At 55.3% G+C, this 17448-nt stretch carries 15 protein-coding genes; 13 read left to right on the plus strand and 2 right to left on the minus strand.

What is annotated here, in order from left to right; all coding sequences use genetic code 11:
- The first annotated feature begins 159 nt into the window (after positions 1–159).
- On the plus strand, positions 160–348 hold the full coding sequence (locus ABEV74_RS14760; RefSeq protein ID WP_430147054.1) for a response regulator transcription factor: 189 nt from the start codon (positions 160–162) through the stop codon (positions 346–348).
- 2 nt (positions 349–350) lie between these two features.
- On the opposite strand, the gene ABEV74_RS14765 is transcribed toward ABEV74_RS14760, so the two are convergent.
- Positions 351–1235: a helix-turn-helix domain-containing protein gene (locus tag ABEV74_RS14765; RefSeq protein ID WP_430146981.1), complete on the minus strand. Its 885-nt coding sequence runs from the start codon at positions 1233–1235 to the stop codon at positions 351–353.
- A 205-nt stretch (positions 1236–1440) separates the two neighbouring features.
- Here ABEV74_RS14765 and ABEV74_RS14770 point away from each other — a divergent pair, with 205 nt between their 5' ends.
- The 5 genes from ABEV74_RS14770 to ABEV74_RS14790 are packed head-to-tail and all read left to right on the plus strand — an operon-like array spanning position 1441 to position 6573.
- A complete protein-coding gene (locus tag ABEV74_RS14770; RefSeq protein ID WP_430146984.1) occupies positions 1441–2826 on the plus strand; it encodes a family 4 glycosyl hydrolase in 1386 nt (461 codons plus the stop codon).
- A 19-nt stretch (positions 2827–2845) separates the two neighbouring features.
- Positions 2846–3577 carry a 6-phosphogluconolactonase gene (locus ABEV74_RS14775; RefSeq protein WP_430146987.1) on the plus strand — a complete coding sequence of 244 codons (732 nt, stop codon included), beginning with the start codon at positions 2846–2848 and terminating at the stop codon, positions 3575–3577.
- Between the two features lie 17 nt (positions 3578–3594).
- Complete coding sequence (locus ABEV74_RS14780) at positions 3595–4602, plus strand: Gfo/Idh/MocA family protein (protein ID WP_430146989.1); 1008 nt, start codon at positions 3595–3597, stop codon at positions 4600–4602.
- Complete coding sequence (locus ABEV74_RS14785) at positions 4599–5570, plus strand: Gfo/Idh/MocA family protein (RefSeq protein WP_430146992.1); 972 nt, start codon at positions 4599–4601, stop codon at positions 5568–5570. The genes ABEV74_RS14780 and ABEV74_RS14785 overlap by 4 nt, the downstream gene beginning before the upstream one ends.
- A 31-nt stretch (positions 5571–5601) precedes the next feature.
- On the plus strand, positions 5602–6573 hold the full coding sequence (locus ABEV74_RS14790; protein WP_430146995.1) for an ROK family protein: 972 nt from the start codon (positions 5602–5604) through the stop codon (positions 6571–6573).
- A gap of 20 nt (positions 6574–6593) precedes the next feature.
- On the opposite strand, the gene ABEV74_RS14795 is transcribed toward ABEV74_RS14790, so the two are convergent.
- Positions 6594–7322: a GntR family transcriptional regulator gene (locus ABEV74_RS14795; RefSeq protein WP_430146998.1), complete on the minus strand. Its 729-nt coding sequence runs from the start codon at positions 7320–7322 to the stop codon at positions 6594–6596.
- A gap of 233 nt (positions 7323–7555) precedes the next feature.
- Here ABEV74_RS14795 and ABEV74_RS14800 point away from each other — a divergent pair, with 233 nt between their 5' ends.
- From ABEV74_RS14800 to secA, 7 genes are all read left to right on the plus strand, one after another.
- On the plus strand, positions 7556–8929 hold the full coding sequence (locus ABEV74_RS14800) for an extracellular solute-binding protein (RefSeq protein WP_430147001.1): 1374 nt from the start codon (positions 7556–7558) through the stop codon (positions 8927–8929).
- 130 nt (positions 8930–9059) lie between these two features.
- Positions 9060–9986: a carbohydrate ABC transporter permease gene (locus tag ABEV74_RS14805; protein ID WP_430147004.1), complete on the plus strand. Its 927-nt coding sequence runs from the start codon at positions 9060–9062 to the stop codon at positions 9984–9986.
- A gap of 15 nt (positions 9987–10001) precedes the next feature.
- Entirely contained in the window at positions 10002–10955 is a 954-nt protein-coding gene (locus ABEV74_RS14810; protein ID WP_430147007.1) for a carbohydrate ABC transporter permease, read from the plus strand.
- A 67-nt stretch (positions 10956–11022) separates the two neighbouring features.
- A complete protein-coding gene (locus ABEV74_RS14815) occupies positions 11023–12219 on the plus strand; it encodes a GNAT family N-acetyltransferase (protein WP_430147009.1) in 1197 nt (398 codons plus the stop codon).
- Positions 12220–12270: 51 nt separating this feature from the next.
- Entirely contained in the window at positions 12271–13428 is a 1158-nt protein-coding gene (locus tag ABEV74_RS14820; protein ID WP_430147011.1) for an MFS transporter, read from the plus strand.
- Positions 13429–14140: 712 nt separating this feature from the next.
- Positions 14141–14695 carry a ribosome hibernation-promoting factor, HPF/YfiA family gene (gene hpf, locus ABEV74_RS14825; RefSeq protein WP_062490372.1) on the plus strand — a complete coding sequence of 185 codons (555 nt, stop codon included), beginning with the start codon at positions 14141–14143 and terminating at the stop codon, positions 14693–14695.
- Between the two features lie 202 nt (positions 14696–14897).
- Positions 14898–17402 (plus strand): preprotein translocase subunit SecA, encoded by a 2505-nt coding sequence (gene secA, locus ABEV74_RS14830; protein ID WP_213530532.1) that lies wholly within the window; start codon positions 14898–14900, stop codon positions 17400–17402.
- The last annotated feature ends 46 nt before the right edge of the window (positions 17403–17448 follow it).

The raw sequence follows: 17448 nt of genomic DNA on the forward strand, positions 1-17448 counted from the left end.
CGTCAGGGAACGAATTTCTCCGTGATGGTTTTTCTTACCCGTTTTCATATGACATTTGTCATGCCGACGAGATGACATCCTCCACCTCAGCCTGACGGTGCCGGGCGGGCGTGTAACGGCGCTTCTTGGACCCAACGGCGCGGGGAAGAACAGAACCCGCTGACTCCCCGGGAGAAGGAAGTGTTGCGGCATGCGTCTCAAGGACTCACGATGAAAGAAATAGGAGAAAAGCTGTTCCTGAGCCACGGGACGGTCCGCAACTACATGTCGGAGATCATGGACAAGCTCGAAGCGAAAAACAAATTGGACGCCGTTCGGATCGCCCAAACCAAAGGGTGGTTGGAATAGATTTAGCCGTGTTTGCCCGGTTTGTGCAGCTTGCGGTATTCCTTCGGAGACACGGAGAAATGGCTGACGAAGCAGTTGTGGAAATGGCTTGTATCCGTAAAGCCCCATTCCGCGGCAATCTCCTTGATCGTATCGTCGGTGGCGATCAGTTGCCTTGCCGCTTCCTTCACCCGGTGGCGCAGAGCGAATTTGGAGAAGGAAATGCCCATCAAATTATGAAACAATCTGGAAAACTGGCTCGTGCTCATCAGGCACGCCTTGGCGGCGTCCTGGGTGGAGACGAGCTTTTTTGATTGGAGCACCAACCGCAAGCTCGGTTGAATTCCGTGATACGCCCGGGTTTCGGTCGATTTTTTAAGGGATGCCGTGTCCGGACGTTCTTGGGAAAGATACAGCAGGATCTCCAGGATCCAAAGCTTTTTCCAAAGCATGTCGATTTCCGTTTTGCTGTTCCGGATGACCCTCAGCTTGTCGCAGATTTGCAAAATATCCCCACGTCGTTCCTCCGGAATCTGAAGCCTTTTCTCGGGCGGCAGGCTGAACAGTTCGAACCAGTTGAATTCCGGCTGCAAGGCATTTACCAAAATTTCGGGGGAAAACACAAAGGAGAACACTTCGCAGGGAACTTCGCTGAGCCGAAAGCCGTGGGGCTCCCAGAAGCCGCACAGCCAGACTTCTCCCGGACCGAGCTCGACTTCGTGGGACTGATATTTGCGGACCATCTTACCCGAGTATACGATCCCGATTTCCAGATCGTAGTGCATGTCGAAAAGGAAAGAACGGCTGTCCAGGTACGTATCGTCGAATACGACGATCGGATTGTCGGCCGAAAGATGAAAGTCCGCTCGCTGCACCGGAATTTGATCGATCGTATCTTCAAAAGCCACCCGGCCCCGCCTCCCGCCAAGTTTTTGAGACTATTATAGCGCAGAGAAGCGTGTAGAAAAAATACAATTTTTAAATCGAAATATGCATCGTTTCAACGTAGCCGCGAAGCCCGCTGCAGTGCTATCTTGAAAGAGAAATCACATTTGTTCATCGTCGTCAGTCGCATCAGGGCAATTCAAAATTTTCAACTAAGGGAGGCTGGACATGAACGCATCGAAGCGGTTGAAAATCACCGTCATCGGAGCGGGCAGCGTATCGTTCGCCCCGGGCACCATTCGCGATATTCTGCTGAGCGACCGGTTGAACAGCGCGGAACTGGACATCTGCCTGATGGACATTTCCAAGAACGCTTTAAAGGTCAGTGAGACCTATGCGAGGGATGTGGCGAAGAAACTCGGCAGAACGCCGTCGATTTCCTCCACCACCGACCTGGAGGCGTCCCTGCGAGAAGCCGATTTCGTCATCACGGCCATCGAGAAAAACCGGTACTACTACTGGTCGCAAGATTTTCACGTCCCGCGCAAGTATGGCTTCAAGCAAATATACGGGGAAAACGGGGGACCCGGCGGGATGTTCCACACGCTTCGCAACCTGCCTCCCATGCTCGAAATCGCGCAGGCGATGGAGCGGATTTGCCCCGATGCCTGGCTGATCAACTTTACCAATCCGGAAGCGAAGATCATCGAGGCGATCTCCAAGCTGACGAAGATCAAATGCGTAGGCTTGTGCCACGGTATCGGCATGGGACGCGAGCAGCTCTCCAAAATATTGCAAATGCCGGAAGAAGATCTGGAAACGGTTGCATGCGGATTGAACCATTTTGCCTGGTTTCAAAGCATCAAGAGCAGGAAAACCGGCGAGGATCTGTATCCGCTGCTTAAAGAAAACGAAAGAAAGATTCCGTGGCTCGCCATGTGGGACGAGATCGCCCTGTCCAGGATCATGCTGAGAACGTACGGTTTGTACCCGTATCCCGGCACGAATCACATCGGCGAGTATATCCGCTGGAGCGAGGAATTTCTGGCGGGAACGCGCCTGCAGTACTTTTACGATCCGCGGACCGAGGACCCGTGGAAGAGCGGCAAAATTCCGGATTTCGTCTATTCCATCTCCCATCTGGAGGAAAAGCAGCTGTTTGCCCCGGAGGAAGCCCCGAATGAGATGCGGAAGCGATTCAGCCTGGAAGAGGCCGACTTGAAGCCGTCCCACGAGCAGGCTATTCCCATCATCGAGGCGATCGCGTTCGGCGTCAGGAAGGACAATTTGACGGTCAACATGCCCAACCAGGGCAAAATTCCCGGGCTGCCCGACGATATGGTCGTGGAGGTTCCGGCTTATGCCGACGGCAACGGCATTCATCCGCTGCAGATGGAGGCGCTGCCCGAGGCCATCACCGAAATGATCCGCGTGCAGGGCGCGATCCATAAGCTGGTCATCGAGGCGTATACGGAGCAGTCGCGGAACAAGCTCCTGCAGGCCGTTTTGCTCGACCCGACCGTGTCGACGTACAACAATGCCGTCGCCATGATCAACGAAATGTGCGAACTGCAAAAAGAGATTTTGCCGCCGCTGCATTGGCAGGACGTTTAGGCCGGACCGGAGGCGAAGCATGGAAATCCGAATATGCGAGAATTATGAAGAGATGTCACTGCAGACGGCCGCGTTCATCGCGGATTACGTGAACCGGAAGCCCGAGGCGGTCCTGTGTTTTCCCGCGGGGGAAACCCCGGCCGGGACATTCCGGCGCCTGGTCGAATGGGCGCGGGAAGGAAAAGTCGATTTCAGCCGGTGCAGCTTCATCGGTCTGGATGAATGGGCAGGTCTTGACCGATTTGACGACGGCAGCTGCCAAGGTTTCCTGTACGACAAGCTTTTCACGCCTTTGTCCATTCCCGAGGCCAACATCCACTTTTTTGACGCCTGCGCGGACGACCTGGAGCTGGAATGCAAGAGAATGGACGGGATCATTGCGGCAAAGGGCGGCATCGACCTGATGTACGTGGGGCTCGGCATGAACGGTCATATTGGGCTGAACGAGCCGGGAGCGGATCTGGATTCGTATTCCCGCGTGGTCGAGCTGGATGCCGTGACGAAGTCTGTCGGGCAGAAGTATTTCGCGAAGCCGACGAAATTGGACAAGGGGATTACCCTGGGCATGAAGCATCTGCTGGAAGCGGAAACCGTCCTGCTTGCTGCCAGCGGGGTGAAAAAAGCGGCCATCGTCAAAGAAGTGGTCCGGGGAGAACCGACGAACCGCGTTCCGGGGAGCATCCTGCAATTGCACGCGAACGGCTATCTGTACCTGGATCGAGAAGCGGCTTCGGAGATTGCGGATTCTTGAATGAGAGGAGCAGGGCTATGCGTCATGTTTTGTTGATTGGGGCGGGCACGATGGGGAGCACCCATGCGGCTGCATACGGCGCCATGCCGGATGTGCGCGTCGCGGGGATCGTCGATATCCGCAGGGATCAGGCGGAAGCGGTCGCGGGCCCGCTCGGCGCGCGAGTCTTTGCCAGTTACGAGGAAGCGGCGGCGGCGCTCGAACGGATCGATGTGGTGGATGTGTGCGTTCCGACTTTTTTGCATGAAACCTATTGTTTGAAAGCGGCGGCGGACAAGAAGGATATTATTTGCGAAAAGCCGCTGGCCGGCAGCCGGGAGTCCGCCCTGGCGATCATGGAAGCATGCCGGCAGCACGGCGTCCGCCTTTACGTGGGCCACGTCCTCCGTTTCTTCCCGGAATATGAGCGGGCCAAGGCTCTGGTGGAAGCGGGCGCGATCGGGGAGGCGGGCGTCGTGCGAACCTCCCGGGTCGGTCCGTTCCCGAACGCCTGGAATGACTGGTATGCCGATCTGTCCAAGAGCGGGGGAACGCTGCTCGATCTGATCATTCACGATTTCGATTTCCTGCGCTGGTGCTTCGGCGAGGTGGAGCGTGTATATGCCAAAGGTCTGAGGGGGCGCGAGCTTAGCAGGATGGATTACTCCCTGGTGACCCTCCGCTTCCGCAGCGGCGTCATCGCTCATGTGGAAGGCTCCTGGGCCCATGAAGCGTTCACCATGCGGTTCGAAATCGCGGGAAGAAGCGGCATCATCGATTACGACAGCGGCAAAGACAAACCGCTGGTCGTCCATACCCGCGGCGGCCGCCAGGGAGCGCAGGGCGTATCGGTTCCGGAAAGCCCGCTTCACCGGAATCCCTATTACCGGGAGCTTCGCCATTTCATCGATTGCATGGAGACCGGGCGAGAGCCCCTTGTTACCGCGGAGGACGCTTTGGCGGCGGTGGATATCGCGCTGATGGCGGCGGAATCTTTGAGAACGGGGCAGCCCGTGTACAACAATCGGACGGAGGTGCGGCGATGAAGGTCGGAATCATCAGCTTCGCGCACATGCACGCTTACGGCTACGCAGATGCGCTCGCGCATATCGAGGGCGCCGCCTTCGCGGGCATTACCGACGACAACGCGGATCGCGGCAGGCGGGCGGCTGAGCGGTACGGCACCGCTTTTTACGGCAGCACCCAGGAACTGCTGCAAGCGGTGGACGCGGTCATCGTCACTTCGGAAAACGCCAAGCATCACGGCCATGTTGTTGCGGCAGCCCGGGCCGGCAAGCATATCCTTTGCGAAAAGCCGATTTCTACATCCGTTGAGCAAGCGGAGGAAATGATCCGGATCTGCCGCGATAACGGCGTGATTCTGCAGATCGCGTTTCCCGTCCGATTCAACGCCTCCGTGGTTCGCGCCAAGCAGTTGATCGACGAGGGGAAGATCGGACGGATTGTAGCGATCAAAGGCACCAATCGGGGCACGAACCCCGGCGGCTGGTTCGTCCAGAAGGAACTCTCAGGCGGCGGAGCCATGATCGATCACACCGTTCACGTCGTCGATCTCATGCGCTGGATCATGAACGCGGAGGTGCGCGAGGTATACGCCGAAGCGGACAGCAGGTTCTCGGATTACGGGATCGACGATTGCGGCATCATTTCCATGGAATTCGACAACGGCGTATTCGCCACGCTGGATTTCAGCTGGTCGCGCAACAAGACGTTCCCGACCTGGGGAGACGTCACGATGGAATTCATCGGGACGGACGGCACGATCTCCGTCGACGCGACGGCGCAGCGTCTGCACGTGTATTCGGACGACAACGGGTACAAATACGAGGGCTGGGGCGAGGACACCGACTTGCTGCTCGTGAGCGATTTCATAAACAGCGTACGCGAGGGAAAAGAGCCGTCCATCAGCGGGCTGGACGGGCTGCGGGCCATGGAGACGGCGCTGTACGGCTATGAATCGGTCAGACAGCAGGCTGCGGTCCGGATCCGATAACCGCCTTTGAGGCAGATGGGGTGCGGCGGACATGAGCGATACGAAGAAGCGTTATGCGGCGGGATTCGATATCGGGGGCACCAAGATCCTGATGTTTTTGGCCGACGATACGGGGGCCATCATCGAAAAACGGAGGCTGCCGACACCTTCCATGCCGGCGCCGGAAGAGCTGTTCGCGCTTCTGGCCGGGCAACTGGACGAGAGTCTGGCGGGCCTCGGCGCGAATCGCACGGCGCTTGCGGGGATCGGGATCGGCCTTCCCGGGGTGGTCGATTATCGCCAAGGCACAGCCGATAACTGCACGGTGCTCGGCTGGGGCAAAGTCGACGTCCGGGCGGGCTTGCGCCGCCACTTCGAATGTCCGGTGTTCGTCGAGAACGACGTGAAGCTGTCGGCGTTCGGCGAATGGTGGATGGGCGCGGCGCAAGGCACCCGCGATTTCTTCATGATGGCGATCGGAACCGGAATCGGAAGCGCATTCATGTCGGACGGCGCCATGGTGCGCGGCGGCAATTATGCTGCCGGCGAAATCGGCTATTTCATGTTGAACGATGATTTCGCCGACGATTTCGAGCAGGATTACCGCGCTTACGGCAGCCTGGAGCGCCTGGCGGGCGGCGCCGGCATTGCGGCCAGGGCCAGGCAGGCGCTGTCGGCACACGACGGCCCGACGCTGCTGAAGGACCGTTACGGGGCGACGGCGGAGAATGTACGGGCGGATCAAGTGTTCCGGGCAGCGGAGGAAGGAGATGCGTTGGCCAGGGAGATCTTGCGTCAGCCGATCCGGCATTTGGCGATGGCGATTGCAAACGCCGCTTCTTTGTTAAATCCCGATTTGATTGTCATCGGCGGCGGGGTGGCGGATTCCGGCTCCTATCTTCTGGATCTGCTGCGGACGCAATCGGAACGGCTGTCGCCCAATCCGGTCGTCATTGTCCCGGCGCATCTGGGGGGTGAAGCGGGAGCGGCGGGAGCCGTATATTTGGCCTTGCAGTCCGGGTAGATGCATCGTGCGAGTTCCCGTTACAGGTTGTTCCTTCTTTCAACAATAAAATTGGCCAAGTCGGACCGGAATACGCCGATGCTGTATTCCACCGGCGTACCGTCTTTGATATAAGAGACGGTTTTGATCTGAAATGCGGGCGATCCCGGTTCAGCTTGCAGGATTTCCGCGACGTCATGGCCGATAATGACCGGTTCCAGCCGATCCACGGAACGATAGACTTGCAAATTGTACTCTTCCTTCAGCAGCTTGAACAGCGATCCGGTCAAGTTCTTCCCGGAAAGCCCCGGCGCAATTTGCCAGGGAATATAACAAACTTCGTAAGATACGGGTTCATGATCGGCGAATCGAAGCCGGACAAACTTCGTCACGGGCGACTTTTCCGGGATGCCCAAAATTTCTTCGAGCGCTTGATCGGACGAGATGACGGCGGCCTCCAGAATTCTGCTTTCCGACTGCTTGCCGAGCGCTTGCATTTGGTCGGAAAAACTCACGATGGGTCCGAGCGTGTAATGGGGAATTTTCCCTTTTTGGACAAAAGTCCCTTTGCCTTGAATTTTGGTGATCCGCCCTTCGAATTCCAACTGCTGGAGGGCCAGGCGAACCGTCGTGCGGCTGACTTGATACCGGTCGCAAAGCTCTTGCTCGGTAGGGAGTTTGTCCCCGGGGGCATAGACTCCCGTGCGGATCGCTTCCAGCAGCTTCTCTTTGACTTGCGAATAGAGCGGCAAGCTTTTGGCCAAAGTCAAGTCGCGAAACCTCCCGTTCCTTTGTGCTATCAGCATAGCTCATTTTGCCGCAAAAAAGTAGTATTCATAAATAAACCGCATACAAATGACATGAAAACTAAGTTTAAGTGACATAGACATAACATAAAATTAACAATATAATTGACAACTTATAATGACAACTTGTATATTTTAGGTGATTTATAATTACAAATTTTCAGAGTTTTCATTCCTAAGGAGGGGCAAGATGCAAGATGCGTAAAGGAATCGGTTTCGCTAAAGTGTTGGTTGCTGCGTTGGCTTTTCTTGTTGTGATCGTTGCCTGCAGTCCCGCTCCCAAGCAAGCGGCTGAAAGCGAAAGCCCTTCGCCGTCCAGCAGCGGCAGCAGCGGCGGCAGTACGCTTGACCTGAACGGACTGGATTGGAGCAAGACCGACGATCCCGGACTGAAAGGCGAGGAAATCACCATCCTCGTGGCCGACCCTGACGGCACCGCGGCCAAGCTCATGAGCAAATTCACGGAAGACACCGGAATCAAGCTGAATGTCATTGGCACCGATTATAACTCCCTCTATCCCAGAATTACGACGGCCGCTCTCTCCAATTCCTCCGAGATCGACCTGGTCGAAGTGGATACGATCTGGGCGGGACAATTTCTGGAAGGAAACATCGTCGAAGATTTGACCGATGTCGTGCCGGCCGATTATCTGGACAACTTTACCCCGTCCTCTCTGAATTCCGTCATGTACAACGGCCGGCTCTCTTCGATGCCTTATTTCTCAAGCACCAAGCACTTTTATTGGAACAAAAAACTGCTCAGCGAGGCGGGCTTCGACGCGCCGCCGAAAACGTGGACGGAATTCCGCGAAATGTCCAAAGCGCTGACCAAGAACGGCGTTTACGCTTCCGGCTGGTCCTGGAAGCAAGCGGAAAGCCTGATGTGCGATTTCGTGGGTATGGTGTACGCCTTCGGCGGCTATTTCTTCAATAAGGACGGCACGTTGAACGTCAACAGCGAAGGCGCGGTTAAAGCGCTGCAGTACATGGTCGATATTCTGCAGACCGACAAAACCGTCGACCCCGCAAGCTTGCAGTGGAGCGAGAACGAAGTGAAGGAAGCGTTCGCGGCGGGAAAAATCGCGATGATGTCCAACTGGGAAGGCATGTACCCGAGTTTGAACGATCCGTCCCAGTCTCAAGTCGTCGATCAAACGGATGTAGGACTGCTTCCGGGCGAAGGAGATATTGTGTCCGTTGCGGTAACGGGTTCCGAAGGAATCGGCATCATGAAGACCAGCCAGCATAAACAAGCTGCATTGGCATTCTTGAAGTGGATGAGTTCCCGCGCATTCCAGGAACCGAACCTTACCGAGCGCGGCATGTATCCGTCGATTCAGGAAATCTATGAAGATCCGGAAGTGATCGCGGCCGATAAGACCAACACGATCGAGAAAATCATGGAACAATTCAAATACGGCGAGAACCGTCCCAACGGTCCGGCTTACGTGGAATGGTCGGACATCCTGACCGGAGAAGTCTTCAAAGCATTGACGCTGAATAAAGATCCGCAAACCGCGCTGGATGACGCGGCGAAAGGAATCGCGGAAGCGATCGCGCAAGCGCAATAATCCGCCAATTGATCTCCTAGATTTCGGCAAGAATCGCGGTTGAAACAAAAGAAGAAGCGGTTAGCCATTCTAGCCGCTTTTTCTTTGCCTTTCTGCAAAATTCATTTGGAACCGGATCGGAGGCGGTACGATGGCAAAAACCGAGAAAAGAACAGTCGCTTCGAAGCTGCGAATATCACCCAGAGGCCGCAAGGACTTGCTTTTGGCTGCTGTGCTTCTGCTCCCTGCAATTTATATTTTGGCGCGCACATTTCTCTATCCCATCTTCCAGGCTTGGGTGTGGAGTTTTTATAAGTACAATCTGATGGACGGTTCCGCAATCGAGTTTGTCGGATTGCGAAATTACAACCAGATTTTTCAGCAAAGCGACTTTTGGGAAGCCATGGGGAATACGGTCTATTTCACCGTATTCACGGTCGGAGCGGAGCTGGTGCTCGGATTTTTCAGCGCCCTGCTTCTGAATCAAACGTTTCGCGGCCGGACGTTATTCCGGGGAATGATCATCATTCCCTGGGCCATGCTGACGCTGGTCAACGGGCTGTTGTGGAACTGGATCTATCAGCCGGGTTACGGCGCGATGACCATTATTTTGCAGGATTTCGGCCTGCTCAGCAAGGACGCAAACCCGGTTTGGCTGGCGAGCTCCTTCCAAATCGTAACGTTTGCCGCCATCGCGGACATCTGGAAAATGACGCCGTATATGACGCTGCTGCTGCTGGCGGGGCTGCAATCCGTTCCTTCTTCGCTTTATGAAGCGTCCGTCATCGACGGCGCGGGATTTTGGAAGAAGCTCTGGCATATTACCCTCCCCCAGCTGATGCCGGCGATGATGGTTGCGGTCGTGCTTCGCTTCCTTGGCGCTTTCCGGGTGTATGACATTCTGACCGTCTTTACCAACAATCCGACTACGTCGGTCACATTCCTGACCAATAACTATGCTTTCCGGTACTTCTATCTGGGAAGAGCGTCGGCGATGGCGTGGATTTCGACCCTGGTGATTCTCATCCTGATTGTCATATATTTCCGGCTGATCAAGAAAAACGCAGAATCGCATTAAAGGAGGGGAACGAACTTGGAAACCAACAGGGCAGTCACAACCGTCCCGGTCCGGCATAAAGCCAGCGTGAAGTCGAAGCTGTTCCGGGCGGCCAGCCACGAGCTGATCCCGCCGTTTTACTTGTGGATCGGGCTCATCCTTTTGGCGATATTTACGCTGGCTCCATTTCTCTATATGTTCTTTACGTCAATCAGCCCGCAAACCGAGTTTTTAAGCCGCCGGCTGATTCCCCGTTCCCCCACTTTCGATAACTATGTGGAGCTTTTTACGGGGCCGACGGCTTCCGACTTCCTCAGCGCAATTCAGAACAGTGTCGTCACCGCACTGTGGACGACGCTGATCACGGTCGGCGTCGGCATTTTTGCGGCCTATGCGCTGGCCAAGATCCGATTCCCGTTTCGGAACACGATGCTGTTTGCGATTTTGGCGATGCAGCTGCTGCCCTCGATCAGCATTGTCATTCCGATGTATATCATGATGCGGGAAGGAATTTCGTTCAGCATTCCGTTTACGGGACTGGAGTTCCGGACGCCTCCGTTGCTCGACTCCGTCACGTCTTTGATCGTCGCGTACACGTCATTTTCGCTTCCCTTTGCGGTCTGGCTGCTGGCCGGCTACTTCCAAACGATCTCCAAAGAATTGGAGGAAGCCGCTTTTGTGGACGGGAACGGACGCCTTGGCTCCATGTTCCGCGTCATCCTTCCGCTGTCGATGCCGGGTATCGCCGCAACCGCCATCTTCACCATGTTGGGGGCGTGGGACGAATATTTGTTTGCCAGCGTGTTCACGCAAACTGAAGCTTCTAAAACGCTGCCCGTCGCCATACGCGATTTTATCGGAAAGCACAGCCTGAATTGGGGGTTGATGACGGCGGGCGGATTGGTCGCATCCTTGCCTCCGGTTGTCATTTCACTCTTCTTGTACCGTTATATCGTGGGCGGGCTCACGGCCGGCGGAGTGAAGGAATAGATGAACGCCGTTTCGTCGGAGTGGTATTAACGGTTATATAAGCGGAAAGGGACGAAAAAAATTGGAAATGATCGAGGTACGACAGGCAAAGAACCGGGATGAATTTGAGCAAGCTTGCGATCTATGGGCCGACGTTTTTCCCGAAGACCGGGCTTTTTTTCGCGATCGTCTCGTTTATGACGCCGCTTATTCGCTGGACACCACATGGCTGGCATGGGTGGACGGAACGATGGCTGCGGCTGCTCAAATTTTTCCATTTTGGATGAAGTGGGGGACGGCCGAGCTTCGGGTAGGCGGAATCGGCAACGTCGCCACGAGACCGGAGTTCCGGAAACGCGGGCTCGCGCAAAGCATCCTGCGTTTGCAGAGCGCATATATGAAAGCGCAGGGCTACGATCTGTCGCTGCTCATGACCGGCATCAATCCGTTCTATGAGAAAATCGGCTGGCATACCCTTTCTCACCCGACGATAACCGCAGCCCGAACAGCGCTGAAACGAACCGAAATCGCGGGGGCATACAGAATCCGCGCTTTTGAAGCCGGGGACTTGGATCAAGTCATGGAAATTTACGAGGAAACGAATGCCGGAACCATCGGACCGATGGTGCGCACGAAAGCGTATTGGCTTGGACAAACGGAATGGAAAGCGGTGCGGCCTGACCACTTTCTAGTTGCGGAGAACAACGGAAACATCGTCGCGTATTTGAGATACAAGACAACGAAGGACTCCGTGCTGCACGTCGCGGACTGCGGGTACAGGACGGGAGAAGAACAAGCGGCCGAGGCTTTGCTGTCGGATGCGGCGGCGAAGGAACAGGCCGCCGAAACCGTACGGGCGGCGCTGCCTGCCGGCAGCGCGCTGTACGACTATCTGCAGAGAAGCGGAGCCGGCATCGGCGCATCCACGGGACATATGTGGAAATCAATCAACTTTCCGGGGACGCTCGCCAAAATTTCTTCCGAACTCGCGCTCCGAATCGGGCAAAACGGCGGGAAGGAAGGCATTCAACTGCCCGTCTCGCTGCTCTTTACCGTCGGCGGGGAACAAGCGCTTGTCCGCGTGGGCGAGGGAACGGTCGAAGCGCTGACGGTGACCGATTCGGTCACCTATCAAACGGAATTCGTCTTCCGGGATGACGAATGGCTTACGCTGCTGCTGAAAGGGGCGGATGCATGGGAGAACCGGAAGGCGAAAGGCGGCGAGTATGTCCGCGCGCTGTTTCCGGAACGTCCTTTTGTATTTTGGTCCGTTGACAACTTCTAACATTTCGGGCGGCGTTCCGCGCCGATCATAGAAACCCGGGAGACATCCGCATTGAAAACTCTCGCATCCTATTACTTTTTGTTTTATTTGGCCGTATCTTGCTTTTATCCGTATATCAGCCTTTATTTCAGCGAAAGAGGGCTCAGCAATACGGAGATCGGGCTGATCATGTCGATTTGGGCGTTTGTGAGCCTGATCTCCCAGCCGCTCATGGGGATCGTGAACGACCGAATGAGAGACCCCCGAGTTGTTTTGATGGTTTCCGTTCTCGCCGCCCCCCTCCTTTCGCTTGGCTTTTATTATTTGGACAGCTTCACGGCCATGCTGGCCCTGTCCGTGATCTTCGCGTGGTTTCATACGTCAGCCGCTCCGCTGAGCGATGCGATTGCGGTCGACATCGGTTCCCGAAAAGGATATCCGTTCGGCAACATCCGGCTGTGGGGGGCGCTGAGCTATTCGCTGGGCGCTTTTTTTACCGGTTTTCTTTTTGAGAAACACGGTTACGAAAACCTGTTTTTTTATTTTGTGGCCGTCAGCATGCTCGTTTTTCTCTGTTTGTTTCAATTTCCGAAAACCAAAGCTTCCGTTCCGCGGATCACCGTTTTCGAGCAAGCCAGAGAAGTGATCCGCAACCGGCGGTTCATGATATTCTCGGGCATTTCCCTGCTTGTGGTCATGTCCATGGCCGGCAACAGCACGTTTCTGCCGATCTATTTCGTGGAAATGGGCTTTGACAAAACGTGGGTCGGCACGGCTGCGGCCATTGCCGCCATGGTGGAAGTGCCCATGTTTTGGTTCGCCGCGAAGCTGAGCGGGAAAATCGGGAACTATGCCGTGCTCTGCATCGGAGCGGCGGCTTATGCGATCCGGTGCCTGCTGCTTTTCTCGTTCCATCACGTGTTTCTGACGCTGGCTTTGCAATTGCTGGATGGTCTTGCCTATGCCTTCGTGACCGCCGTTGCCGTTGAAATCGTTGAGCGTTTCGCCTCGAATGGAACCAAGGCGACCTTTCAATTGGTGTATGCCGCCATAACCGGAAGTCTGGGGGGAATTATCGGCAATGCCGCCGGCGGCGCGTTGGTGGACTGGATGGGGACGCCTTTCTTGTATCTCATTTTGTTTGTCCTCTGCGCCGCCGCGGCCATATTGTATGCTGCAACCGGAAATATGCGTTACAAAGCCGCGCGGATGACGAAAATCAGCTCATAAAAAAGGAGAATGATCGTGAGCTATAACCCGTGCGGTTGTGGATTTTTTTACGACTTCAGAAAAGTATAAAATTCACTTTCTAAATTGCCTGTAAATAACCGTCCGCGCGCTTTCCGTCAAATCGTCCCCGTCCGTCGGTGCGCCCCGTCATCAACGCCCCGGTCTCCCGGCAGATTGCTTCGGCGAGAAGCCTGCAAAAGTGCAGGAATTTGGCCCCGAATAGATGACTATGGCGCAAAATTTTGCAAAAATACAGTAAATTTTTGGCATCCCCCGCTTGATTGGCTTGAACGGATCGAAAAAACTGCATTATCGCAGCAATTTGACCCGTTTTGACCATCTACGCCCGAAAAAGCTGCACTTTTGCAGCATTGTTCATCGTATCGATACCAAATGTCCCGGATCTAGCGAAAGTGAAAAGTCGCTGGGCTTTCGGGGTAACGGTCCACGCTCTCCCACAGGGAACAGCCGGCCAGCCAGACACTGGCAAGCAGAAGTCCGAAGACAAGCTTTATCGATCTCATGGGATGAATCACACTCCTCCGTTGTAAAGGTACGGCCATACGATACATACCGATCGGAGGGTTGTCAGGTTTCAGACCATACAAGGCCCGAAATATAATTATCAGAAAATTCACATATTATATGCCGATGTTTTTGAATCGGGCTTTCGCATATGATATAATAAGGTTAAGTAAAGGAGGAGTGCCCCATGAAATACATTGTTCGAGGTCAAAACCTTCAAGTGACGGACGCATTGCGCGAACACGTCGAGAAGAAGCTCAGCCGCCTGGAAAAGTATTTTGAAGCACCGATTACCTCCGAAACGACCGTCACGATGTCGGTCACCCGAAACAAGCACGCCGTCGAAGTGACGATTCCGCTGCCGGGCCTTATGCTCAGAGCGGAAGAAAAATCCGACGATATGTATGCTTCGGTCGACCTCGTGGTGGACAAACTGGAACGCCAGATCCGCAAGCATAAAACGAAATTGAACCGCAAACTTCGTCAGGACGGAGGCAGCATCCGGACGTCTTTCCGGGAGGAAGGTTCGGCTGTCCGAGTTGTAGACGAGGAGGAGGAGGACGATCTCAAGGTTGTCCGGACCAAGCGGTTCACGCTCAAACCGATGGACGTCGAAGAAGCGATACTTCAGATGAATTTGGTCGGACATAATTTCTTCGTGTTTTCCAACATCGATACGCAGGAAGTCAATGTCGTCTATAAGCGAAACGATGGCACATACGGATTGATCGAACAAGGCTGATACTTAACTTTAACCTGATGTACCCGCGAATAGAGATTGCGCCCTTTCTCCCTTTCGGAGAAGGGGCTTTACTTGTTTCGCAGGCCGGCAACCTTTCGCGGCCGTCTCCCGTCTTATACTGGAAAACAGCCGCCTCTCGTTGCGGCAAAGATAGCAAACTGTTACAATTTAAACTAAACGTGTTTGACGAAAGGGGAAGACCATGCTCGGACTTGTAAAGAAGATATTCGGCGATGCCAACGAGCGCGAGGTCAAACGGCTCATGAAGACCGTGGAGAAGATCAACGCGATGGAGCCGACGTTCGCGGCGCTTTCCGACGACGCGCTGCGGGCGAAAACCGAGGAGTTCAAATCCCGTATCGAAAAAGGCGAAACGCTTGACGAATTGCTCCCCGAAGCATTCGCGACCGTGCGCGAAGGGTCGAAGCGCGCACTGGGCATGCGCCATTTTGACGTGCAGCTGATCGGCGGGATGGTTCTTCACGACGGCAAAATTGCCGAAATGAAAACCGGCGAGGGCAAGACTCTGGTGGCGACGCTCCCCGTCTATCTGAATGCGCTGCTCGGCAAAGGCGTCCACGTCGTAACGGTTAACGACTACCTTGCCCAGCGCGACAGCCAGCAGATGGGCAAGCTGTACGAGTTTCTCGGACTGACGGTCGGCTGCAACCTGCACGGGCTTTCGCACGAGGAGAAGCAGCGGGCATACGCATGCGATATTACGTACGGTACGAACAATGAATTCGGTTTCGATTACCTCCGCGACAACATGGTGCTTTACAAGGAGCAAATGGTCCAGCGGCCGCTTTATTACGCCATCATTGACGAAGTGGATTCCATTCTCATCGACGAAGCGCGGACGCCGCTCATCATTTCCGGACAAGCCGCCAAGTCGACGGAGCTGTATTATGCGGCAGACCGGTTCGTGAGCCGTCTGAAGCCGGAAGAAGACTATACGATCGATGTCAAGCTGCGCAATGCGGTGCTGACGGAAGCCGGCGTGGAGAAAGCGGAGCGGGCGTTCGGTATCGACAATCTGTTCGACCACGCTCACGTCCTGTTAAACCATCATATCCAGCAGGCGCTGAAGGCGCATGCCATTATGAAACGCGACGTCGATTATGTCGTGCAGAACGACGAAGTCGTCATCGTCGACGAATTTACCGGCCGCCTCATGTCCGGCCGCCGTTACAGCGACGGTCTCCATCAGGCGATCGAGGCGAAGGAAGGTCTCAAAGTCCAGAACGAAAGCATGACGCTGGCGACGATTACCTTCCAGAACTACTTCCGGATGTACCGCAAGCTGGCGGGGATGACCGGTACGGCCAAAACCGAGGAAGAAGAGTTCAAGAAAATTTACGGGCTGGATGTCGTGCAAATTCCGACGAACCGCCAGATGATCCGCCAGGACTTGCCGGATGTTGTCTATAAGACGGAGCAGGGCAAGTTCAAGGCGGTGGTGGAGGAAATCGTCCGGCGCCATCAGAACAATCAGCCCGTTCTGGTCGGCACCGTCTCGATCGAGAACTCCGAGAAGCTCTCGGAAATGCTGAAGCGGCGCGGTATTCCCCACAAAGTGCTGAACGCGAAGTATCATGCCGAAGAAGCGGAAATCATTTCGCGGGCCGGACAACCCGGCGCCGTCACGATTGCGACGAATATGGCCGGCCGCGGTACGGATATTTTGCTCGGAGAAGGCGTAGCCGAGCTTGGCGGCTTGCATATTATCGGGACGGAACGGCATGAGAGCCGCCGGATCGACAACCAGCTGCGCGGCCGGGCGGGACGTCAGGGCGACCCCGGCTCCTCGCAATTTTATTTGTCGCTGGAAGACGAACTGATGCGCCGCTTCGGTTCCGAGAATATTATGGGGATGATGGATCGGCTCGGTTTCAGCGAAGACGAGCCGATCGAGAGCAAGCTCATTACCCGGGCGATCGAATCGGCGCAGAAGCGTGTAGAGGGCAGCAACTTCGATACGCGGAAAATCGTCCTGCAATATGACGACGTCATGAACCAGCAGCGGGAGATCATTTACAAGCAGCGCCGCGAAGTGCTCGGTTCGGACAACATTCGCGAGATCGTGCTGGAGATGATCAAGCCGGTTATCGAACGGATCGTCGAAGCGCATACGGCAGAGGATATTCCCGAAGAGTGGGATTTGCAGGCCATCGTCGATTACGCCCATGCCACCTTCCTCCAGGAGGGAACCTTGACGAAGGACGACCTGTGGGGCAAAGAGAAGGACGAGATCGTCGACTATCTCTACGACAAGGTCGTCGAGCTGTACGATCGCCGCGAGCAGGAGATCGGACCGGAGACGATGCGGGAATTCGAGAAGGTTGTCGTGCTTCGGGCGGTCGACAGCAAATGGATGGACCATATCGACGCCATGGACCAGCTGCGTCAGGGCATTCATCTGCGCGCATACGGCGGCACCGATCCGCTGCGGGAGTACCAGATTGAAGGCTTCGAAATGTTCCAGGAGATGATTGCGCATATCCAGGAAGAAGTCGCGAAGTATATCATGAAAGCCCATGTCGAGCACAATCTGGAGCGTCAAGAGGTCGCCAAGGGGCAGACGGAATCCGGCGGCAGCAGCGAACCGAAGCAGAAGCGTCCGGTGAAGCGCGAAGAGCGTATCGGGCGCAACGATCCGTGCCCATGCGGCAGCGGCAAGAAATATAAATTTTGCCACGGGAAGTAAATCGGCAAGTCAGCCGGGCAACTACAAATTTGAGGTGAAGCAAAGC

The organism is Paenibacillus cisolokensis (assembly GCF_050481165.1).
Lineage (GTDB): Bacteria > Bacillota > Bacilli > Paenibacillales > Paenibacillaceae > Paenibacillus_AH > Paenibacillus_AH cisolokensis.